Raw genomic sequence first — 24,211 nt, 5'->3', positions numbered from 1 at the left:
TTACTCCTTACTAGCGACTAATTCTGCAATTTTAACAATTAAAGATACAGCTTGTTCCATTTCTTGTATACAACAATATTCATAACGACCATGGTAATTTCCACCACCTGTTCCAAGATTTGGACAAGGTAATCCCTTAAATGTTAATGTTGCACCATCTGTTCCTCCACGTACACTTTCTTTCTCAACATCTATTCCTAATTCACTAAGAGCTTTTGTTGCGATTTGTACAGGTTCTGGATTATCTTTAAGTATTTCAAACATATTTTTATATTCATCATGAATAGAAATTGATACTAGTTCTTGTCCATAGAGTTTATTGATATATTCTTTCGCTAACTCCATTGCTTCTTTTTGCAGATCTAACTTACGAGCATCATGATTACGTAGAATATAATGCATCTTTGCTTCCTCTACACTGCCTTCCATATCTGTAAGGTGATTAAATCCTTCTCTTCCCTCTGTTGTTTCAGGGCGTGCTGATTTTGGAAATAATGCATGGAATTCTTGGGCAACATTCAGCGCATTAATCATCTTCCCTTTTGCTTCACCTGGATGAATACTGAATCCTTTAATACTCACATCAACACTTGCAGCATTGAATGTTTCATCGGCAACGACATTTACTTCGCCACCATCCATTGTATAAGCAAACTTAGAATTAAATCCTTCTACATCAAAGTAGCTAGCACCTCGTCCAACTTCTTCATCTGGCGTAAAGCCAACTCGAATTTCTCCATGTTTAATTTCTGGATGAGCAATTAAATATTCACAAGCACTCATAATTTCAGCTACGCCTGCTTTATCATCAGCACCTAATAAAGTATTTCCATCTGTTACAATTAAATCTTTTCCTTTTAATTTTTCCAATTTTGGAAAATCACTTATTTTCATTACAACTTCATTATTTAGTTGAATGTCTAAACCATCATAATTTTCAATAACACGTGGATTTACATTTTCACCAGTAAAATCTGGTGCTGTATCTACATGGGCAATAAAACCAATTGTATCTACTTCATAGTCCACATTTGATGGTAGTGTACCATACAAATATCCTTGATCATCTAGTTTTACATTTACTAAACCAATTGATTCCATCTCTGCTTTAAGCATTTTAGAAAACTCAACTTGGCAAGCTGTTGTTGGTACTGTATTACTTTCTGGGTTTGATTGTGTATTTATTTTACTATATTGTATTAATCTATCTTGTACTTTCATCTTTTTTCTCCTTTTAGTATTCAAATGAATCTTCTTTTATTATGCAATCTTCTACAATCATTTCTTCAAATGTTACATCAAATGAAGAATCTTTGGGACTAGCTGCAAACATACCCACTTCAAATTTATCTCCACGAAATTTCATGTGAAATACTCGCATTTGCTTGTAATGAATTCCATCAAATGAATTTTCAACGATGATATTTTCATAGTAGTGTGTTACTCGAAACCACATTGTTTCTACTGCACTACCAATTGAATGCGTTGAAGCATCACTATAGCCATGATAAGTTACCACCGTTGATAATAAGGAATGCTGCTCATCAATGTATTCGACACACAACTTAAACCAGTTATCATCATTTGCATAAATTACCATCCCTGCTTGATCAAATTTTTCTTTAAAATGATAATTCACTTTACAAGAAAATGTAAAATTCTGTTCAATTCGAAATGTGAGTGAATGCGCATCATTCTTCACTATTCCAAATAAAGTTCTTGACCATAAATCTGTGTTGGGCATCGTTTCAAAAATAATTCGATTTCGTCCTACAACATAATTAATGGGTCGGTTTTTCCATTTCAAAATCGATGTATCTAATTCTTTTCTCATCTTGCCCTCCATGCTTCTATTATATAATAATTTATGATATCTTGGTCATTATTTGACTCATAAAAATGAAGTTCTTAAAGAACTCCACTTTAGTATAATTCGATTGAAACAATTTTCCCAAGTTTCTTTAAATTCTCTGCCATTTCTCTAATTAATTGTATCTTTGCATTCAAAGAAATTGTAGAATATGCAATTGCTTTATGAGCTGGATTATCAGAACGCCCTACCATAAATGTAATTTGGCTACATTCTTGAAGATACAACTTTACCATACACAATGCTCCATCTTTTCCTTTTGATTGAATTAGTTCTTCTAAATATTCAGAACTTTCAACACAACGACTTAGATACTTATTTACCTTTTGAAGTGTTAAGACACCTTCCGTAACTAAATCAATGCCATCAATATATGCCATTGGAGGTACATCCGATACTAGAGAAACTAATTCATCCATTTTTATTTCTTTTCCAGTTATTCTTGAAACAATATTGCTTGTTGTACCACCACAACATACTTTTTTCCCACTCGCAGATAATAATTTCATAACTACTTTTTCATCATCTTCTTCATTCAAAGGTGGCCCTACCATTACTCTTGCTTCTTTTGCCTCAAGAATTTTTGCACATGCGACTGTTGAATCATCACCTGGCTTACCACCATACAAATTATTTACATTCGCTAAAAGAATTTGAGCGATTTGTTTTGCACTATCTTCATTTTTTGTATAGGTTAATAAGAATTCTTGTACCTCGGGTAAATCCCAACCAAAGTTCAATGTTTGTCCAATACCCGCATGAATAATTCCATCTGAGAACATAACAAAAACATCATCTTTTTCAACAGTGAAGGTACTATCAGTAATTTTTCTTTTACCAATGATTCTTACTTCACGATTCATTTCAACTAATTGATTATTACGAATAAAAATAGTCGCAGGATTATCAAACTCTACAAGATGAGCTTGCCCATCATAAAAGACTTGTAGAATTGTGAAGGTTGAATATGCAATTCCTCTTTCTTGGCATTCTGGTAAGGTTTGCGCCATGGTTTCAACAGCATCTTGAATCGTAGCACCTGATGCAATCATTTCAGAAATAATTGTACTTGTCAGTGTACTTAAAATATTCGCCTTTACACCACTTCCCAAACCATCCGCTAAAACCATGATAAAAGAATCTTGATTTCTTCTTACTTCAACTTTATCACCACAAAGTTCTTCATTTTTTTTATTTAATGATTTGAAAAAACTTTCGACATGTACCTTATTACTCATCTTCATCCATCGCCTTTTTTAAACGTGTTAAAGCTACTTTTGATTTTGCAGTTGTTTCACCTAACAAACTCGCAATTTCTTGTACTGTACGCATTTGATCATCAATGACTTGTTGTGTAATTTCAACTGTTTGTTGTCGAATTTGTTTCATTACTTTTTCTTTTGTCTCTTCAACTGTTAAGTCCATTAAAATCAAGACCACATAATCTCCTTCTTCAAGTTTCATTATGGCATGATCAAATGTTCTATGATATTGAGGATATGCTGCACGATGATATTGAACGCGTCGAACTGTATTAACCAATTCAATTAACTCGTTATCTGGTAAGACACTATATAATGGTAATCCTACAACATTGACATTTTCTAAATCCAACATTAACTTTGCTGAAGGATTTATTTCTAATATGTTTCTATTTTCATCTAAAACAATAATACCATTGGGTGTATTTTCAATGATAAGACTTGAGATTGATTCTGCATGTTCTAGTGCATTCGGCAAACAAATCTTCGGATCTGCTTTACCATCCAAAACTGCTATCGCTTTATCACGACATGTTTCATAACCACATGCACCACAATTAAGTTCTTTATCAATATTTGTTTTTCCCATCATGTATAACATATCTTGAATTTCTTCGTCAGTATGATGGTTTCTTTGGATATTTTCATTTTCCCATTGAACTCGATAAGTATTCATATGGTCTTTTGCATTAATTTTTTTATTCTCGTCTACACTATTTCGAATAACACTTTGTCCTAACCATTCATTATGTTCACAATGTGTTAATAAAGGTCCACCCATACAAGACTCATGACAAGCACTCATCTCAAAGAAATAACCTTCTAACATATCATTGCGGATTGAGTTAAGTACTTGTTTAATTCTTTCTACTCCCTCAACATTTACCTTTTTATAATTTATTTCGCGAGGTAAGGTTTTTAAAATACCTCCTGGTGTTGGATATAATCGTGCAATACTGCCTTCAAAGTCTTCCCATTCTGTATCATCTTGTTCAATGTTACCAATGAATTCTAAACAATCAGCCATACTTATGGTTGCATCAATTGCTTGATTGAAACGTTCATCATTCTTCTCTTTTTGTTTTGCAATACATGGAGATAGAAAAACAACTTTCGCATCAGGATATCGTTCTTTGATATGAATACCATGAGCAATCATTGGTGATACAATTGGAGCTAGTTGATCTACCAAATCACCATACTCTTTTTCTACTAGTGAAACAACCGCAGGGCAGCAAGTAGAAATAATATTCTTCATTTTTCCTTCTACTAAAAGTTGACTATAAGATTCAGATACGATTTTTGCACCAATAGCTGTTTCTTCTACTAGATAAAATCCTTTTTCTAATAGAACTTTTTCTAACTGTTTGAATTTTGGCCAAATCGCAACAAAAGAAGGAGCAACACTTAATACTACCTTCTCCTTTTGTTCTAACCATTTTTTTACCGATTGAAAATCACTATTTACTTTCTTTGCACTATGTGGACATACTGAGTAACATTTTCCACATAAAATACACTCATCTTCAATTATTTTAGGTTGATGATCAATATACGTCATCGCTTTAGTTGGACATATCCTTACACAACGCAAACAGTTACGACAATTACCTTCTTGTAATCGGATGTATTGTGTCATGATAATAACGCTAAAACTTCTTCTTCAACAACTTCTTGGATATTGTGTAATCCAACACCTAACATTTGACGTCCATTAATCTTAATACCTAAACCATGACCACCTTGACAAGATTGCATACAGAAAGATCCTTTAATTTCTACTTTATCTTCCCATTGTTTATCTTTTAAAAGAGTTTGAAGGATGGTTACAGCTTGGTTGCTACCTTTTACATAGCAAGCACTACCTATACAAATTTCAATCGTAATCATACATTTCCTCCTATTTACCACGGTGCATATCAACACCGTTAAAGTCAAATATTGCTAATGATTCTTGTATATTCTTTCGATCATGAGTTAAATTTTCTTTGTTCATTCTGCCCTTTGCAACCATGGCTGTCTCAACCGTTCCAGGTCCTGCAATACAACCACCTGTACAACACATACCCTCTAAGATATCTGCATCAAATTTACCAACTTTCATCATTAGTAATTGTTTCTTACATTCAAAGCATCCATCTGCATAGATTGCTTTAAATTCACCTTGATTTGCCTCTTTTGCCGCTTGAATAACTGCTTTAGAAACTCCACCACCTTGTGCAAATCCTCTTCCAAATACTGTAGGATAATCACTTGTATCAGGCTCTACCTCTTCACAATAGATATGTTCAGCTACAAGCATTGCTGCTAATTCTTCAAATGTTAGTACATAGTCAACTGCTGTAAATTCTTCCATCGCCTCTTGTTTCTTCGCTAAACATGGTCCAATAAAAACAATTCCATGATTTGGATGTTCTTTCTTTAGTTTTCTAGCAATTGCCATCATTGGCGAAATTGTTGTTGATACATTTTTCTCATATTGTTCTGGGAAATGAATTTTAGCCATATTTACAAAGGCAGGACAACATGATGTTGTTAATGGTATTTTATTTTCAATGTGTTCTTGTAGTTCTTGATTTTCATAGAATGCAACTGCATCTGCTCCAATTGCGGCTTCATATACATCATCAAAACCAAGCATTTTAATACTTTTCTTAATTTGTGGAAGTGCTGCATTATCAAATTGCCCTTGAATTGCCGGTGCTATGATTGCATACATTGGTGTTTTTAAACGAAGTAATTGAATAACTGGAACTATCCATGAAATATCTTCAATTGCACCAAATGGACAAGCTGCTTGGCATCCTCCACAGTTAATACATTTCTTTTCATCAATTAATGCGATTCCATTTTCATCCCAACGAATTGCATCAACAGGACAATGTTGTGAACATGGTCTCTCTGTTACAACAATTGCATTGTAAGGACAGTTTCTTGCACATGCTCCACATTCCTTACATTTATCATAATCAATTTGAGCGCGATCTTGCCCCATTGAGATAGCACCAAAATTACATGAACCCATGCAACTTTTAGCCATACATTTGCGACAGTTATCTGTAATATTAATCTTTTTAATCGTACATCCATCACAAGCTGCTTCGATTACTTGAACGATTTGTCTTGGATTATAATCTGCAGCATCATTTGCCATTTTCCCCATTGCCAAACGTGCTCTTTGTCTTAAAATTTCTCTTTCCTTATATACGCAACAACGAAAATCCGCTCTTGTTGTCGGTATTAATTTTCTTGTAAATGCTTGTATTTTTTCCTCAGTTAAGTTATCTTGAAATGCTTCTTCAGCAATTTCTCTTAGAATATCAAACTTGAACTGTCTTGCTTCATGTTTAAATAATGACATGCTATCCTCCAATGATAATGTTTTCACAATAATAAAATACCATAAATAGACACTAAACACAACGAAATGAAAAGAAGGAATCCAACTAAATCTTAGATTCCTTCAATTATTTTAATCTATTTATCTTTGTCTCTTTACGTCATTTTAGAATTTCTTATATCTAAAGCTAGATGACTTTCAAAATAGCTTTTTAGTTTCCTATATTCTAGGTAAGGTCAATCAAAGTTCTTTTCTACTTCTTAATCTTCATACTACAAAATAACTTTGAATTGTAAATCGTTTTCAATAAATTCATTCTTTAATTATTTAATTTTTCTACTTATTGAAAAATACCCACATACTGTCCAGGTTCCATTTACTTTAACCTCCTCAGAGTCTCCTCTTAGAATCAAATTCGATTCTATCACACAAGATATCTTCTTGTACCTTCATTATACCTAAATAGGAGAAAAAGTAAGGTCTATTTTTATAATTTTTTTTGATGTATAATGAAGAAGTGGGAGTAGAAAATTATCTACTCCCTTTTTTTATTGTATTTATAAAAGAATTCATTTCTTTTTGATTTGCAAGAGCGTTCAGTGCCCCTTCTTTAGTTGTTGTATGTGCCGCATAACAATTCGCAAAATCTAGATAGGACTGATAATCCTCAATAGCAATCTTATCCAAATCTTTTTCATCTTCTAACAACTTATATAAGAACGCACCAATAAAACTATCACCAGCTCCTGTTGTATCAACTACATCAACTGAATATCCTGGGCAATAAACGCTTCTTCCATCTCTAAAATAAAGTGTAGCGCCTTCTTTACCTTGTGTATAAATAATAAGCTTGCATCTGTGTTGAAACAATTTGCCAAGTTCTTTTGTAATATCTGTATTTCCTGTAATAAATTCTACTTCTTCATCTGATAACTTAAGAATATCTGCATATGGTATAAAATCATGTACTGTTTTTTTCAATGCTTCATGGTCTTCCCATAATGATAATCTTAAATTTGGATCAAAAGATATCACAAGTTGATGTTTTAAAGCATATTCTAAAAGAGCAATGTGAGCATCTTTCATTTTAGATTCTACAAGTGATACACTACAAAAATGAATAATCCCACAATCATCGATAGCCTCAAATGGTAAATCATCTTTAGAATAATCTAAATCTGCAGCAGTTTTACGATAAAATTTAAAATCACGATTTCCATCATCACTTAATGAAACAAAAGCAAGTGATGTATCTAAATCTTTACTGCGTTTGATATAACAAGTATCAATACCACATTCATTCAATGTATCTACAATATTATCGCCAAAGGCATCCTCACCTAGTTTTGTTAAGACAATGCTCTCTCCACCTAGTCGAGCTACACTTGCAGCTACATTGGTAGGAGCACCTCCAACTACTTGTCGAAAACTTCCAACATTCTTTAACCGTTTTCCTTTTTCATTTGGAATAAAATCAATTAATGCTTCTCCAATTGCACACAACTTTTTCATGATTCTCTCCTTTTAACACTTGCCCCTTCTAGAAACACAAAGGGGATACATTGTAGTTGTACTACTTCCTTATCGTCAATGACATCGAGTATCGTTGTCGCTGCTACTTGTCCCAATTCTTTTGGATTAAATTGAATTGTCGTCGGTAATGGTTCTAATAAATCGACGACATCATAGCCACCAAAAGCAATAACCGAGATATCATCTGGTATCTTATATCCATGATCTCTTATACATTTGTATGCAGCTAGTAGTTGTCTTGTAGTTGAGCACAAAATTAGATCCGGTTTTTTCTTACTAAGTACTTCATCGATAACTCGATATGATTTAATATTACCAAAGTCACTGCGCACTACTTCAACATGATCGACACCAAAATCCTTACATCCCGCAAGTATACCATTCAATCGTTCAACACCAATTGCAACATCATCTGGATCTACACTCACGCACAATACATCCTTATTATTTAAATTACCAGCTACTTCTCCAGCTTTATAGCCCGCTAGATAGTCTTCATTGATAATCGAGATTTGATTCTCAAAATGTTGTGCAAGGAAAACAACAGGAATATCTAATTGATTTGCGATTTCAAAATGACGATTGCATATCTTTGTTGCATTGACAATAATTCCATCAACATTCATGTTGCCCAAACGCTCTATATCTTTTAATTCTTCTTCTATATCATGGTTTGTATTCAAAATTAAAGATGTATAACCTGCTTTCTTTAATGTTTCATCTAAGCTCATTAAAACCATAGAAGTTACTGTTGAATCAAGGCAAGGTGCAACAACACCTATAATGTTACTTTTCTTTGCCTTAAGTCTTGCAAATGCATTTGGCTCATAGTTGACTTCTTCAATTATTTCTTTGATTCGCTTTTTAGTTGATTCTTTCACTGCACCATTATTTAAATAGCGGGATACCGTACTCTTAGCTACCCCTGCTGCTTCTGCAATATCTTGGATTGTTAGATTTTTTTTCATAAACATCTCCTGCACTACTATTATAACTAATGTTTTAGCTATAACAATCAATTATTTACTCAACACTTAAATAATCGATGATCATTGAATCCAACTGATATAATTCTAAATCGCATTCACCCTGTATTTCAATCTTATTTGGTTTTAATGAATAAAAACGGCTGGTAATTGTTTTTTCACCATCATTCACAAAGATTTCTATACATGAGTGATCTACAAAGATATGTAACTTATCTAAGGAAGCAATCTTCATTTGTCTATGTGTTCTTCCATTACCAATAGGTTCTATATTAAAACTTAAGACACCTTGTTCATAATTTATTTTTATATCCTCTTTCACTATGCAAGAGAAACAATCATTATTTATATTCGCAAGAATCAACTCAATTAAATCATGCTCAGCAACAAACTCCTTCTGTTTTACACTCAGTTCTTTATATTCACTTTTTCTTAAATTCTTAAGTTCGTCAATTGGTTTTTGGAAGATCTTACCTTTGTGCTGTGTTAGTTCACGTGGCATTGTTAAGGCATGTTGCCAACCACAATCGATTGTTTGTTGATTATGATAAGAAGCATCAGGTATTCCCATCCACGCAATCAGTATTCTTCTATTTAAATCATCAACATATGTTTGTGATGCATAGATATCAAACCCACCATCAAACTCTACAAAATCTTTCAAACGATATGATTTATTATGCAAATCTAAATCAATTGGAAAGTAACCCAGTTGATACACATTTTGATACTGGTATTTTTCTTGTTGAACACCTTGAGGACAAATGATTAAAAACTTTTGTCCATCAAGTTCAATTAAATCTGGGCATTCCCACATATAACCAAATTTATTCTTTGTTTGAATTCGCATGTGAAATGTCCATTTCTCTAAATCTTTTGAATGATACAACAAGACAAGACCACAATCATTGACATCACGAGCACCAAGTACCATGTAATAATCATCACCTTCTTTAAATACTTTAGGATCACGTACATGTTTTGACATATCGCTTGGATAATCATCATGATCAAGGACTAAACTTTTTTGATCATAGGTATACCCATCATTCGAAGTGATGTGCAATGTATTCTGTTCTCTTCCTTCCAATATGTAATCATATTCTTTATCCAAAAGTTTTACATTCCCAGTATAGAAATAATGAATTTGATTTTCTTCAACAAATGCACTACCACTGTATACTCCATCTCGATCATATGAACAATCAGGATATAAGAAGGGTTCCTCTTCTTTAAAATGAAGGTAATCTTTTGTTGAGTAATGCCCCCAACATTTCATTCCCCAAAGCGGTGAAAAAGGAGTGTATTGAAAATAGATGTGATGTGTACCTTTAAATTGACAAAGCCCATTTGGATCATTAACCCATCCACTTGGACCCATCAAATGAAATCCAAGTCGATAAGGATCATTTTTTATTTTCTTTTGTAATTCTTTTTTTACTCCAATTTGATTTAAATAATCTTGCTTTGTCATTTTACCTCTCCTTATTGGAATGTTAACCAATTTTCTTGATTAGCGTTTACTTTGGTTGATACTGTTTCTGGTGTTTCTGTAACGATAACTAATATTTGCGTATCATAACCTAATTTTTTTATTGCCTCAATATCCATTTTTATAAGCGGTGTGTTCGCTTTAACTTTTTGATTTGCACTCACCAATACTTCAAAATGCTCCCCATTTAATTCCACTGTATTAATACCACAATGAATTAATATTCCCACACCATTATCTAATCTTAGCCCTATGGCATGTTTAGTAGGAAAGGTAAACTCTACAACAGCATCACAAGGTGCAACAATCAAATTATCAGTAGGTGTTACCACAATACCATCACCCAATGACTTTGAACTAAAAGTTGGATCATTAGCTTTTTCAATTGATTCAACCTTACCTTTAGCAGGAATAACAAAATTAAATGCTTTGTGTGGTGCCTTTTGAAGTTTTCCAAATACAATCGTTAACACCATAGCTACAACTAAACCGATAACATGTGCAATTATATAATTTATATATCCATTGTTACTTGGATCTACAATCGCAATACCTGGAACGGCTGTTGTACCAAACCCAAGAGAGGTTAGTTGTGAGAAATAAACATAAGCACCTGCTATTGCACCACCGATACAACCTGCAATGAGTGGATAGCGATATCTCAAGTTAACTCCAAAGATAGCTGGTTCTGATATTCCAAATAATGTACTAATAAAACTCGGAATACATAATTCACGCATTTTAACATTTTCCCAATGAAGAGCTAAATAACCAAGAACTGCTCCCGCTTGTCCAATAAGAGCAACTGACATAAGCGGATTAAGAAAGTTTGTTCCAGTTGAAGAGATTAATTGTGATTCAACAGCACCTAAAATGTGATGTAACCCCGTAATAACAATGATTTGTTGGAAACCACCAAATAGTGCATAACCAATAAAACCTAAATTCTCTGTCATCCACAACAATGAGCCCGTAATTGTATCACCCAATAATCTTCCAAGAGGCCCTACTATTGTAAAAAGAAGTAGTGTCGAGATAAACACAGTAAGCATTGGTGCAACTAACAACTTCACCACATCTGGTATTTTCTTGATAAAATATTTATCTAGATTCGCAACAACCCACCCCATCATAAGGGCAATGATAATACCGCCTTGAAATCCCACCATTTGTATTTGTAATCCAAATAAATTTAAGACTTCAGGATTAAATCCAGCAGTTCCAATACTATACGCATTTGCAAGACTACCATCTAACATAATTGCCCCAACAACTAAACCAAGAACAGGTCTTCCACCATATTTTTTTGTTGCAGAGTAGCATACCGCCATGGGTAGTATCGCAAAGATTCCTGTTGATGCTAAGTTTGCTAAGCGATTTAAACTATATAATGTTGGATTACTCGCAACAACATCCCATTTACCCAAAACGCCAGTTAATCCCATCAACAACGCTGCTGCTAAAATCGCGGGTATGATTTCAACAAAAACATCTGACAGTGATTTAATCGCTTTTTGTAAAGGATTTTGTTTCAATCCACTTTGTTCTTTGATACTTTCCAAAGACATATTTTCACGATGCACTAGTTTTGAAAATATTGCATAAATATCATTTACAAGGCCAGCTCCAAATATGATTTGAAGTTGATCTCCTGCTACAAAAACACCTTTAACTAAATCAACATTTTCTAATTTCTTTAAATCAACCAAACTATTATCGTTCAATACTATACGTAATCTTGTTGCACAATGAGCAACACCTTGGATATTTTCTTCACCACCAACAAGTGTTGCGATTTCTTTTGAAATTAATAAGTATTTTTCACTCTTTTCCATACTATCCTCCTTAATGGAACCGGTTCTACAATTCTAGTATATCGCTCTTTTTATTGTTGTCAACACTTTTTTTGGAACCGGTTCTATTTTTACTTTAAAAAAAGAAGTGTTTCCACTTCTAGTTTTCATCTTGAACTCTTGCGCTAAGACGCATTTGTTGTTTTCTTTCATTTGGTGTTAAGTATTTTTTACGAAGACGAATACTATCTGGTGTTAATTCCACAAGCTCGTCATCGTTAATAAATTCTAGTGCTTCCTCAAGAGATAAAATCTTCGCTGGAACAAGTTTCATTGCTTCATCGGCTCCTGATGATCTTACTGCAGTCATCTTCTTATTCTTGATTGGATTTACATCCATATCTAAATCCTTTGCAGCACGTCCAATAATCATACCTTCATAAACATCTGTTTGTGGAGTAATAAACAATTGACCACGCTCTTGGATGTTCCATAATGCGTAAGTCATTGCATTTCCAGCTTCAGTAGAAACCAAAGCACCATTGGTACGTTGAGGAATATCCCCTTTATGAGGTTCATATCCAGCAAGACGTCTTACCATTGTTCCTTCACCACGAGTATCATTGATGAATTCAGAACGATACCCTAGTAATCCACGAGTTGGTACCATGTATTCAACGCGAGAGTAACTTCCTTCGTCAACAATATTAACCATCATTCCTTTACGTAAATTTAGTTTTGAGATAACTGATCCAGAATATTCAGTAGGAACACTACATACTACTTCTTCGATTGGTTCTAATATTTGTCCATTTTCTCTATGGAAAATAACTTCAGGTTTACTTACAGCTACTTCATAACCTTCTCTTCTCATATTTTCTAAAAGAATTGAAAGATGAAGTTCACCTCTACCACTTACTTTAAAGCTATCTGTACTTCCTGTATCTTCAACTTTTAGTCCAACGTTAACTTCAAGTTCTTTTTCAAGTCTTTCTCTAATATTACGAGAAGTAATGTACTTACCACTCTTACCCGCAAATGGAGAACTATTAACCATAAAATTCATTGATAATGTTGGTTCTTCAATCTTAATTGAAGGAAGTGGATTAACTGCATCATTGCTACACAAAGTTTCTCCAATACCAATATCAGATATCCCTGAAATCATTACGATCTCACCACATTGTGCTTCACTTACTGCAACTCTACTTAATCCTCTATAAACAAAGATTTGATTCACTTTGCATTTCTTTACTTTGCCATCTTCATCACAAACTGTAATTTGACTAGCTTCTTTAAGCGTACCAGAATAAATACGACCAATTCCAAGACGTCCAATATAATCATCATAAGCTAATGCAGAAACTTGCATTTGAAGTGGTTCATCAATTTTATTTGGGAATGGTTGTGTATGACTTAAAATTGTTTCAAATAGTGGAGCTATATCCGTATTTGTATCATCTAATGCCTTGCGTACAATTCCTTCTCTTGCAATACCATAGAGAATTGGGAAATCCAATTGCTCATCTGTTGCATTAAGATCAATAAACAAATCATAAACTAAGTCAATAACTTCTACTGGACGTGCATCTCTTTTATCAACCTTATTAATTAATAAAATAGGTTTTAATCCAGCTTCTAAACTTTTTTGTAATACAAATCGTGTTTGAGGCATTGGCCCCTCAGCAGAATCCACTAACAAAATAACAGTATCTACTGTTTTAATAATACGTTCAACTTCACTAGAAAAATCAGCATGCCCTGGAGTATCCACAATATTGATTTTGTAATCTTTGTAATTCACTGAACAGTTTTTTGAATATATTGTAATACCACGTTCACGTTCAATGTCGTTGCTATCCATAACACAATCCACAACTTCTTCGTTTTCACGGAAGACATGTGATTGTGATAAGAAAGCATCAACTAAAGTTGATTTCCCAGCATCTACATGCGCTATTACAGCTATATTTAATATTTTTTGATAATCCATCTTTGTACCTCATTCTCTATAACCTAGTAATTATAATCTTGTATGAGGTAAAACACAAGATAAACTATAATTTCACAAAACAAGAAACCCTAATGAAAGCGCTACTTTTTAGGAAACCAAGGAATGAAAACTGATGTTTTTCTCTTATACTCATCATAACCAGGTTTACTCGCATTGCGTTTTTCCAATAGTGGTACACCTGAAATAAAGCAAAGCGAAAATGTAATAAATGCTGCACCGATAAAACTCAATCCATTACAGGATAGACTATAACTAATTAAAGCCAAACCCCACCAAAGTGTTGCTTCACCAAAATAATTTGGATGCCTTGTATATTTCCACAAACCTGTTTCAATAATTTTACCCTTATTGGATGGATTATGAATAAAGTCACTTAATTGTTTATCTCCAATTGCTTCAAATGCAAATCCAATAATCCAAATCAAGACACCAAGAATGGTTAAATAAGTAATCGGTTGTTTTGCTGGATACAAAGTATGAATCGGAAAAGCAACAACCCACATAAAGACAGCCTGTAACAAATACACTTGAAAAAATGAACGTAAGACAACCCATTTACCCCATTCCTTGCGCCATGTAGCATATCGAAAATCTTCAGGTTTGTTATAATTTCGTTTAAAAATATGGAGAAACAAACGCAATCCCCAAATTGTGAGAAATACTGTAAAGATAAAAGTTCCCAGCGTAATTGGATAGAGAAATGTCAAAATAAGATTAAGTATGACAAACCCAATACCCCATCCCATATCCACAATTGAATTATTACGGATGAAAGTCCCAACTAAGAAAAACAAGAAAAAATAAACTGAAATAATTAAAAATGACAACATTCCTACATTCATACCTCACCTACAAATGCAATTGCGAGTGAATCTCTTCCCACATGCAAAGCTGTAGCAGAAGAAATTGGAACACAATAAATTGGTTCTTTCTTTATTCGTTCTTGAACTTTATTTTTAAACTTTTCAAAGTCCTTACTTTCATTTGTGTAAAATAAAACATATTCATCAATATTTCCATGTTTTAACGCTGTATCAATTTCACTTAAAATTTTCTTTTCAACATGTTTAGAACTCAAAGAAAAACCATACGCTTTTCCTTTACCATCTTGGTCAAGTGATAGAATTGCTTTCATATTGAGTTTGTGTGCAATAGTCGCAACTTTTTTATTAACACGACCACTTCTCGATAAGTTTTCAAAATCATTTAATGCAACATAGATTTTAATTCTAGAACGTAAATTGATAATCTTCATTAAAACATTGTCAATTGACTCTTCACCTTGAATTAATTGAGCCACTTTTTTTACGAATAAACCTTGTCCTCCAGAATTAAGATAACTATCAATTAAAACAATTCGATTTTTAAGTTCTGGATGTTTCTCTAAATACTTTGCGAATCCTTGATAAGTTCCACTTAAATGACTTGAGACAGTGATCACTAATAATTGGTCATAATAATCTAAATAGTGACCTAATTCATATTGAATTTGTTGATCATTTGGCTGAGAACTAGTTGGAAATTCATGGCCTACTTTTACATATTCTAGAAAATCTTCTATTTGAATCGTTTTCTTATCTAAAAATACATTTTGATTCACCATCAAATTCATGGAAATCACGCCAATATCATATTGATCAATCAGTTCTTGTCCAATATCCGCTATACTATCTGTTAATATACCTATTTTTTGTTTCTTTTCTCGATGTTTATTTTGAATAGCCATATCATCTACTTTTGAATTCACGATGATTCCGGCGTTATAAAATAAATTACTTACTTTCCATGGTTCATCTGTATGAAGATGAATATTCAAATATTTTTCATCCCCTGAATAAGCAATTGAATCACCATATTTTTCTAGCACATTAATTAATTGCGATAAATCAACATGAATATCTTTTATGTAAAATTGTGTACAATAGCGATATTTTTCATCAATGAAATCCTCAACAATTTCCAATGTTTCAAATTGCTTCCAATCATTGGTAACACGACCTGTTTCACCATTAATGTATTTACTAAAGCCCTCAATAAACAAATAGAATCCCATAGCACCAGAGTCTGGTACTTTATATTTTTGTAAATCTTTTAACTCTTTTTCCGTTTCATCAACACCTTGTTTAATTATTGGTAAAGACAGTTCAAACAAATCATTGAATGAAATGACATTGATTGATTTCAAATAGATTGACCATTTACGAATAACTGTAAGTATTGTTCCCTCAATTGGGTTTTTAACTACCTCATATAATCTTGTTGACGATTGATGTACAAGTTCAATAAAATCGATAACATTTAATTGTTCACTTCCATTATAAAATGATAAACCATGAATAAATTCAGAAAAAATAATACCTGAATTTCCCCGGGCAAATGTTATCGCTTGCTCACTTATACTTTTTAACGTTTCAATTGCTGAATCACTATCATTTGAAAATGATAAAGCTGACTTAAGAGTATACAAAAGATTTGACCCTGTATCTCCATCCGCAACTGGAAAAACATTTATCTTATTTAATAAATCTTTATTCCTTTCAATTTCTTCTACACCTGATTTAAATAATTGGAATATTTCTTGTCCGTTTAATATTTCGTTTTTCATATTATTTTAGAATAAAGTAACTGATAAGTGATGTAATAACTGACAATGATGATCCCCAAATTAAATCAATTATGGTAATAGATAATGGCCACTTATTTAGTGTTGCATAATTTGTAAGATCATACGTACCATAAGTAATTAATCCAAAGATAATTGCTGAAATTACCATGGTTTTCATATCATGTGACAACAATGCAGGTGTAATAACAAAATAAAGTAATGCAAAGACAAACAGTAGATAGAATACAACAGCTCCTATCCACTTCACATCGCTACCCATTAAATGCTGAAGCTCCTTTGTATAAAATCCCTTAGTCGTAAATAGCCAAATCGCATCTAAAATAATGAATATAATGAATGTAACTAGAAAATTCTTAACGTTGAATAACATATATAACCCCTTTTCCTTTATAATCTCATTATATTTCTAAGAATTTTTCTTGTCACTTCACATGATTTTTAGAATGCTTAAAAGAAAAGAAATCCTAGTTTTTTCTAGAATTTCTTGGTTTTCTTTCGTTTTCTTGATTTTCTTGCAAATAATACAAAGATAGATCCTCCGATTAATATGCCCCCAAATACTGTCACTAGCATATTGTTCATCATCCATTCTCCTGTATTTGCCAAAGACAATAGAATGAAGTTTTGGTTATAGTCTGAATTACTGATGATATCCTCACGATACACTTCATCACCAAAGGACGTAATAACAATTTGCCCTACTACATCACCTTTTTTAATGTTTTCATCTATTACTTCAGGTATAGTAACTTCGACTTGGTAATTATTTGAATCAATTGGTAAATCCCAAATTAATGTATCTGGCATTTCCCATTCAATTTCTTTATTAAAAATACGATACTTCATAATACTTTCTCGAATTAAATCACCTTCTGTAAATACTGTTGCACGCTCATACAAATCTCGATAGGTATTATAAATCAAACCTGCGTCCAAATAATGACTTGGAATTTTACGCTCAACCCAAGCATGTGCAGTAATCAACATGATATCCATATCATTTATATTAGCAATAGAAGCCAAACAATATCGAGCTTCAACGGTATACCCCGATTTACTTCCCATAAACCCATCAATCGTTACCTTGTAGGGTTGATTCGAAGTAGGATTATTTATATATTTGTAAGATGTTGATTCCATCTTTAAACCTTCAACTGGGTAATTAAAGGATGTTCCTGCTTGATATGTATCAGATGTAAATACTTCATAGAACACTTCATTTTTCAATGCATACTCTAATAACAAAGCTATATCTTGCAACGTTGAGTAATGATCATCATCATGTAATCCCGTAGTATTAACATAATGGGTATTTTTCATTCCTATTTCTTGTGCTTTTTGATTCATAAGATCGACATAACCTTCTACACTACCCGAAATCGTATAAGCTAATGCTTGAGTACATTCTGCACCCGATGGAAGAAGTGTACCATAGATTAAGTCCCTCATTGTTACAATATCACCTACATTGAATCCTGCACGACTTGCTCCCGCTTCTTTTAATCCAGCCATGATTCTTTCATCAATCAGAACCTGTTGATCATAATTCGATGTATTCTCTATCGCAATTAGGGCTGTCATAATTTTAGTCATTGAAGCAGGATAGATGATTTCATCGGATCCTTTATCCCAAAAAACTTGGCCTGTCGTACGATCAATCATATAGACATAATCACTTGTAATATCTGGTTTTTCTTCTTCGCCACGTACTTGTAGGGGTGTGTTAAAAAAACTAAGTACGAATAAGCAGATAATTAATATTTTCTTCATTTCATCCCTCCAACTGATATATTATAACACAATGAATTTTTTCATTGATTTCCATTTTCTTTTTTTTAAAGTTCTTGTATAATAGTGTATGCATGATCGAATGGCGGAATGGCAGACGCGCAGCACTAAGGATGCTGTGTCTTATGACGTGAGAGTTCAAGTCTCTTTTCGATCACCATATTGAAAGAGGATATGAGTTATAAGCATTTTGTATAAGACGCAGACTCATATTTTTTTATTTTCATCTAGAAACCCTTTTATAATGACATCTCATTGATATTATATATATATATATATATTGATTCAGGGCAAAATAATGTGAGAGGTTTTTTTATATCTATCTTTTTTTCTACTCTTTTTTATCAAAAATAAACAGCACTCTGAGATATTAATTTACTCTTCTCCTAATTTAATAAATTATTCACTCTCATTTTCCAGTTAAACAAAATATTTTTTACTGAACTTTTCTATGCACTTTTTAATTAATCTATTGGCAAAGAATATCTATCTTTTATTTCCAATATTTTAGTTTTACTTCCGCTTTTAACTATAACAGTTGAAAAAAATATTACATTATACACAAGAATATGCACTCACTTTTTTAAATTTGTTTCCTAGGAGTTTCTTAGTAATAAAACATATTTGAAAATGTTAACTATAAAACTTAATTTTCAAAAATTTAAACAAATCAATAAATATAACTCTATATTAACTTTTCTGCCTTTGAATCAATTTTGTAAACATGATCGAAATAATTAACATATTCGCTATAATTATGTGCTACTATAATAAATGTTTTTTCATTAATAGCAAATCTCTCTAAAAAGTACCGAACAATTCTTTCATTCATTGCAGAAAATGGTTCATCTAATAACAACCATTTTTTTTCGCTACAAAAAACTCTTAGTAATGATATTATTTGCTTTTCACCACCACTTAGATTTTTCAAATTTTCTTGATTCTTTATTTTTTCAATTACTTCAATTGGAAACATTTTTTCATATTGCTCCAAATTATCTAAACTGTAAGAACCATAGAGTGAAACATTATCATAGTAATCACCAGACAATATAACCGAAGTCTGTGGGGAATATGAAACTAAATTTGAAACCTCTAATTTTTCAATATTCTTTTTGTCATATTCAATACATCCCTTATCTAAAGTAATAAAATTCATCATAATTTTTGTTAGAACACTTTTTCCAGTTCCGTTATCGCCAGCTATTAGATAGCTATTTCCTTTAGCAAATGTAAAATCAGGATAACTGATAGTGAAATTATGCACTCTTTTTTTAGCATTCTTGATTGTTATTGTATCTGCACTAGATATCTTTTCATGTTCAAATGAACTATTCTTTTCATTTATTATTAGCATTAATTTCTCTCTAATTTTTTCAACAGATTTAACTCTGCCAATATTTAAATTCAATTCATAGAGAGGTTCAATGAATTTTGTACTATATAAAAATGTAGTTGTAGCCATACCAATAGTGATGTCATTATTGACTAATAACAATGTTACAGTAATAAATGATATAACCATAACTAAATCAACTGCACCACCATTGATTACAAATGATAAACTATTCAATTTTCGAAAATGCATATTTTTATCTAGAACATTATCTAAGTTTTTCTCATGTACTTCAGATATTGCTTTCATGCTTCTTTTATCTAGCATCAATTTAGTATCAAAAAATTTACTTATTGCTTCTGTATATACACCGACAGATGCTAAGTAATGATGATTCCTACTAGATAAATTTTTTGATGTAATTTTTGGCGATAACCCGGCAATAAGAGAGCTTGCTAAAATAACAAAAGCAATTCTAAAATCCACAAAAACGATTAGTGCTATACCAAAAACTATAATCATAATCAAAGATCGATAAATACTGATATAAGGGCTTAAATAATTTTGACATAATTCGCTAATATCATTTGCCTGCATCGAAATATATTCCCCCACATCATATTTAGAGAAATTATCATAATCTTTATTTAGTACTGCATTAAAAAAATCACTTTTAAGATTTTTTTCAAATTTTATTCTTCTATAATCTGCTAATCGATTCGATATATAGCAGACTAATAAATTAACTAAATAAAGTACAACATAGGTTGTAATAAGTCCAGCAATTATATTAAAACCTTTTTTATAGTTATCTATCAAATAACCTGGCATAAGCAACATTGCCGAAGCAACCAATGTCTCCAATATATAAAAAAGCAAACTAAATGCAATATAAACTCTAATTTCCTTTAAATATTTTGCCATATGCTAAATCCCCTATTCTCCAAATATTTTTAATAACATTAATTTTCTATATTATTAAAAGCATGGATATTTGTAAATTTTATACTTATTTCTATTAATTTAAATAATAACACTTAGAAGAAGATATGAAAATATTAGTTGAATAATTTATCAAAAAAATATGTTGTATATGGAGTTGTCAGCAAAAAGCAGACACAACTAAAAGGTAGATTAAAGCCTTACTCGATAGTTTATAGAACAGGATTTTTATAAAGTAGTTTAAAAAGAGGAAGAGAATGATTAAAATAATGGATATATTTTTCAAGACATCCCTATTCATTAATCGTATTTATTCAATCTAATTGAATTTCAATTCATACATTTTTCTCTCTTTTCGATCACCAAAAAGATAAAGAATATGAGTTATGAACATTCTTATTAGATATCAAACTCATATTTTTTATTTCTATAAAAAAGCTCCTTTACTGTATCAACTCATTATTAGCATTGAATATCACAATATAAAACATCATTAATTCATCTTATTAGCTCATTTTATTAAGATTTTTATATTTGAAACAAAGAAAAATTGAATATCCAATAAATCCAATTCCACCAATTATTCCTACAGGATTTGGACCAATAAATAAATTTGGCTTCACTCTCATAAATAACGATGCTGGTGCATATAAATCAATTGCATTTAGCGATGCATGGAAAATTGTAGGCGCAATGACACTCTTTGACTTTAGAAATAAATATGAACAAATATTTCCTATAACTATGCAAAATAAAATCATTGCAAATACACCAAGTACAGAATTCTCTTTTCCATAGTTAAATCCTGTAAGAATTATTGGACTATGCCATAATCCCCAAAGTATTCCATTGATTAAGACACCTTTTCTCTCACCAAATACATAAACTAATTTAGTCAATAGATATCCTCTCCATGCAAATTCTTCACCAAAGCATTGGATTAGACCTGCTATTGGATTGATTAGTATCGCAATTGGAATGATAACCGCCAATTTTAAACTATATTCACTATCACTTACTACTCCTAAATTAATTGCATATTTACTTTGCAATGGATTAAAAAGATTTTGAAATAGCAAAAAGAAAATAGTTGCTCCAATTATCATCAAAAATGGCGGTAGAAAATATGCTTTAATATACAATTTCCAATTTTTCTTAAAATCAGGTTTAATATTTAAGTTTCTAAAACCTTCTTTAGTTGATAATCTCGTTAATAAACTTGAAATCATTGGCGTTAGCATTAGTATTGTAAGCAAAAATGTATTCTCACTCTTTGAATATAAAATACTAAGTGGTGTTAAAAATATTAAAATAAAAATTAAAAATAATAAAATACGTTTCTTTTCTAGTTTCATAATAGCCTCACTTTTCCATGAGGTTAAGGATTTATTTTTTACGATTTTTTAAATAACTTACCAAGAAATATGCACTAAATAAAATTCCCAAGCCAACAATTACAGCTTCTATATTCTTTGAAATATTTAATTCATTCATAATTGGAATTAGTAATATTGTCAAAAAAAATGTGAATACAGTCAACGTAAGAAAAGATATGTTCTTTCTTTTATTTTCTATTTTTTCTGAATCATCATGTTCATTTGTTTTTTTGCATTCAATAGGTTGATCTCTTAACAGATCATCTGTAGAGATTTCAAACAAATCACATAACGTATTCACCTTATCAATTTCAGGAAGGCTTTGACCTGTCTCCCATTTTGATACAGTTTGTCTGGTAACATTGAGCTTGAATCCTAATTCTTCCTGACTCATCCCTGCTTTTTTTCTTAGTTCATAAATTTTATTATTTATACCCATCCTTCACCTCACCCAAAGTCTACTATTTGAATTAATTTAACACTACCAACTATGCATTGAAACTTGTCAACCAACATTAACATATCAAAATATATGCCTTTTTATGCCCTTTTTCATAATTAATTATTTCATTATAGCACTAACAAAAGTTATCACGAATACTTTTATCACAATTTTTTTCTATGTATACTCGTCAATTCCAAAATATTTTATAGAAAGAAAAATCGCTTTCTATCGAATAGCGACCTTTCAATTACACCTATATCTCTGTTTCTATAAATCTACCATCTTCAAGATAAAATATTTTTTCACTTAATTTAGCGACTTTCACATCATGTGTAATGACTACAATTGTATGCCCTTGCTGGTGCAGTAATTTAAACAATTCCAGAATTTCTTCACCTGTCTTTGAATCTAATGCCCCCGTCGGTTCATCCGCTAACAGAATTTTCGGTTCAGTTACAAGAGCTCTTGCAATCGCAACACGTTGTTGTTGACCACCAGATAATTCATGTGGTTTATGCTTTCCTCTATTATCTAAACCAACTAGTTTAAGCATTGCATTTGCCTTTTCTATCGCTTCATTTCTTGAAACTCCTCGAATAATTAGAGGTAGTATTACATTTTGCAAAACTGTGTAGGTTGATATTAAATGATATTTTTGAAAAATAAATCCAATTTTTTCATTCCTTATTCTTGCAAGTTCATTTTGAGATAAGTGACTTGTTTCAATTTTATCCAAACAATAGGAACCATCATCTAGTGTATCCATACATCCAATAATATTCATTAAAGTGGTCTTACCTGAACCAGATTTCCCAAGAATCGCAATATAATCTCCTTCTTCTACATGTAAATCAATGTTTTTAAGAACATGCAATGATTCACTTTTCATCAAATAAGACTTATTTAGATTATTGATTTCAATCATTACTTTTCAATTAGACTTATGCTTATCAATGCTTTTGTTGTCTTATCACGAGTTACAGCAATGACAGACCCTTCTTTTAAATCAGTTAGTTTTAGTTCACTGCCACTAGAGAAGTTACTAATGTCGATTCCTGCCGGAACATTTACACTTAGCTTTTCACCAGTGTATTCCAATTTCATTTTATCTTCATTTTCATTTGTCTGATTTGCATTATCTTCTGCATTTGCTGATTCTGTTAGTGTTGCAGCTTTAATTGAACCATCTTCATTTTCTTCCAAGTCTTGTTCTTCGCCTGTTGGATCTTTAGCTAAATCTAGTTCAATTTCATTTCCTGTCATGGAAGTAATTTTTCCAAATACAAGTTCAACTTCTTGTTGCTCGTTTTGTCCATCCTTTTTACTCTCACCATTTTGATTTGGTGCTTTTGTTGAACAGCCTACAAGTAATAAACCTACAACAAGTACATAAATTAGTTTTTTCATC

General features: G+C 31.8%; 20 protein-coding genes and 1 tRNA gene. 1 reads left to right on the top strand and 20 read right to left on the bottom strand.

Features of this window, described 5'->3' with window-relative positions:
* From pepT to B5D14_RS04430, 15 genes are all read right to left on the bottom strand, one after another.
* On the bottom strand, positions 1 to 1,221 hold the full coding sequence (gene pepT, locus B5D14_RS04500) for a peptidase T (protein ID WP_078711400.1): 1,221 nt from the start codon (positions 1,219 to 1,221) through the stop codon (positions 1 to 3).
* A gap of 13 nt (positions 1,222 to 1,234) precedes the next feature.
* Positions 1,235 to 1,834, bottom strand: coding sequence for a DUF1349 domain-containing protein (locus B5D14_RS04495; protein ID WP_159443723.1), 600 nt, complete (start codon positions 1,832 to 1,834; stop codon positions 1,235 to 1,237).
* Positions 1,835 to 1,923: 89 nt separating this feature from the next.
* Complete coding sequence (locus tag B5D14_RS04490) at positions 1,924 to 3,108, bottom strand: SpoIIE family protein phosphatase (protein ID WP_159443722.1); 1,185 nt, start codon at positions 3,106 to 3,108, stop codon at positions 1,924 to 1,926.
* The gene (locus B5D14_RS04485) at positions 3,101 to 4,771 is read right to left on the bottom strand and encodes a [Fe-Fe] hydrogenase large subunit C-terminal domain-containing protein (protein WP_078711397.1); all 1,671 of its coding nucleotides are present in this window, start codon (positions 4,769 to 4,771) and stop codon (positions 3,101 to 3,103) included. Before B5D14_RS04485 ends, B5D14_RS04490 begins: the two co-directional genes overlap by 8 nt.
* Entirely contained in the window at positions 4,768 to 5,022 is a 255-nt protein-coding gene (locus B5D14_RS04480) for a (2Fe-2S) ferredoxin domain-containing protein (RefSeq protein WP_078711396.1), read from the bottom strand. Before B5D14_RS04480 ends, B5D14_RS04485 begins: the two co-directional genes overlap by 4 nt.
* A gap of 10 nt (positions 5,023 to 5,032) precedes the next feature.
* Positions 5,033 to 6,493: a 4Fe-4S dicluster domain-containing protein gene (locus B5D14_RS04475; protein ID WP_078711395.1), complete on the bottom strand. Its 1,461-nt coding sequence runs from the start codon at positions 6,491 to 6,493 to the stop codon at positions 5,033 to 5,035.
* A 510-nt stretch (positions 6,494 to 7,003) separates the two neighbouring features.
* A complete protein-coding gene (locus tag B5D14_RS04470; RefSeq protein ID WP_200804757.1) occupies positions 7,004 to 7,984 on the bottom strand; it encodes a carbohydrate kinase family protein in 981 nt (326 codons plus the stop codon).
* On the bottom strand, positions 7,981 to 8,973 hold the full coding sequence (locus B5D14_RS04465) for a LacI family DNA-binding transcriptional regulator (RefSeq protein ID WP_159443721.1): 993 nt from the start codon (positions 8,971 to 8,973) through the stop codon (positions 7,981 to 7,983). Before B5D14_RS04465 ends, B5D14_RS04470 begins: the two co-directional genes overlap by 4 nt.
* Positions 8,974 to 9,028: 55 nt before the next feature.
* Positions 9,029 to 10,465, bottom strand: a complete 1,437-nt coding sequence (locus tag B5D14_RS04460; protein WP_078711392.1) for a glycoside hydrolase family 32 protein — start codon at positions 10,463 to 10,465, stop codon at positions 9,029 to 9,031.
* An 11-nt stretch (positions 10,466 to 10,476) separates the two neighbouring features.
* Positions 10,477 to 12,318 carry a PTS sucrose transporter subunit IIABC gene (locus B5D14_RS04455; RefSeq protein ID WP_078711391.1) on the bottom strand — a complete coding sequence of 614 codons (1,842 nt, stop codon included), beginning with the start codon at positions 12,316 to 12,318 and terminating at the stop codon, positions 10,477 to 10,479.
* 118 nt (positions 12,319 to 12,436) lie between these two features.
* Complete coding sequence (gene typA / locus B5D14_RS04450) at positions 12,437 to 14,269, bottom strand: translational GTPase TypA (protein WP_078711390.1); 1,833 nt, start codon at positions 14,267 to 14,269, stop codon at positions 12,437 to 12,439.
* A gap of 101 nt (positions 14,270 to 14,370) precedes the next feature.
* The gene (locus B5D14_RS04445; protein ID WP_078711389.1) at positions 14,371 to 15,132 is read right to left on the bottom strand and encodes a DUF1295 domain-containing protein; all 762 of its coding nucleotides are present in this window, start codon (positions 15,130 to 15,132) and stop codon (positions 14,371 to 14,373) included.
* Positions 15,129 to 16,895: a DegV family protein gene (locus B5D14_RS04440; protein WP_078711388.1), complete on the bottom strand. Its 1,767-nt coding sequence runs from the start codon at positions 16,893 to 16,895 to the stop codon at positions 15,129 to 15,131. The genes B5D14_RS04445 and B5D14_RS04440 overlap by 4 nt, the downstream gene beginning before the upstream one ends.
* Before the next feature lies 1 nt (position 16,896).
* Positions 16,897 to 17,286: a DUF2177 family protein gene (locus tag B5D14_RS04435; protein WP_078711387.1), complete on the bottom strand. Its 390-nt coding sequence runs from the start codon at positions 17,284 to 17,286 to the stop codon at positions 16,897 to 16,899.
* 104 nt (positions 17,287 to 17,390) lie between these two features.
* The gene (locus tag B5D14_RS04430; RefSeq protein ID WP_078711386.1) at positions 17,391 to 18,686 is read right to left on the bottom strand and encodes a D-alanyl-D-alanine carboxypeptidase family protein; all 1,296 of its coding nucleotides are present in this window, start codon (positions 18,684 to 18,686) and stop codon (positions 17,391 to 17,393) included.
* Positions 18,687 to 18,780: 94 nt separating this feature from the next.
* On the opposite strand from B5D14_RS04430, the gene B5D14_RS04425 reads away from it, so the two are divergent.
* Positions 18,781 to 18,864, top strand: a tRNA-Leu gene (locus B5D14_RS04425).
* A 525-nt stretch (positions 18,865 to 19,389) separates the two neighbouring features.
* On the opposite strand, the gene B5D14_RS04420 is transcribed toward B5D14_RS04425, so the two are convergent.
* From B5D14_RS04420 to B5D14_RS04400, 5 genes are all read right to left on the bottom strand, one after another.
* Complete coding sequence (locus tag B5D14_RS04420; protein ID WP_078711385.1) at positions 19,390 to 20,964, bottom strand: ATP-binding cassette domain-containing protein; 1,575 nt, start codon at positions 20,962 to 20,964, stop codon at positions 19,390 to 19,392.
* A 524-nt stretch (positions 20,965 to 21,488) separates the two neighbouring features.
* Complete coding sequence (locus B5D14_RS04415) at positions 21,489 to 22,337, bottom strand: CPBP family intramembrane glutamic endopeptidase (protein ID WP_078711384.1); 849 nt, start codon at positions 22,335 to 22,337, stop codon at positions 21,489 to 21,491.
* Positions 22,338 to 22,368: 31 nt separating this feature from the next.
* Positions 22,369 to 22,797: a helix-turn-helix domain-containing protein gene (locus B5D14_RS04410; protein ID WP_078711383.1), complete on the bottom strand. Its 429-nt coding sequence runs from the start codon at positions 22,795 to 22,797 to the stop codon at positions 22,369 to 22,371.
* Positions 22,798 to 23,056: 259 nt separating this feature from the next.
* The gene (locus B5D14_RS04405) at positions 23,057 to 23,728 is read right to left on the bottom strand and encodes an ABC transporter ATP-binding protein (RefSeq protein WP_078711382.1); all 672 of its coding nucleotides are present in this window, start codon (positions 23,726 to 23,728) and stop codon (positions 23,057 to 23,059) included.
* Entirely contained in the window at positions 23,728 to 24,210 is a 483-nt protein-coding gene (locus tag B5D14_RS04400) for a hypothetical protein (protein WP_078711381.1), read from the bottom strand. Before B5D14_RS04400 ends, B5D14_RS04405 begins: the two co-directional genes overlap by 1 nt.
* Position 24,211 lies beyond the last annotated feature (1 nt).

Source organism: Anaerorhabdus furcosa (assembly GCF_900167375.1).
In the GTDB taxonomy this organism is placed as follows: Bacteria; Bacillota_I; Bacilli_A; order Erysipelotrichales; family Erysipelotrichaceae; genus Anaerorhabdus; species Anaerorhabdus furcosa.
Note: the sequence above shows the minus strand (reverse complement) of the source record. Positions and strands in the feature narration are given on the sequence as shown.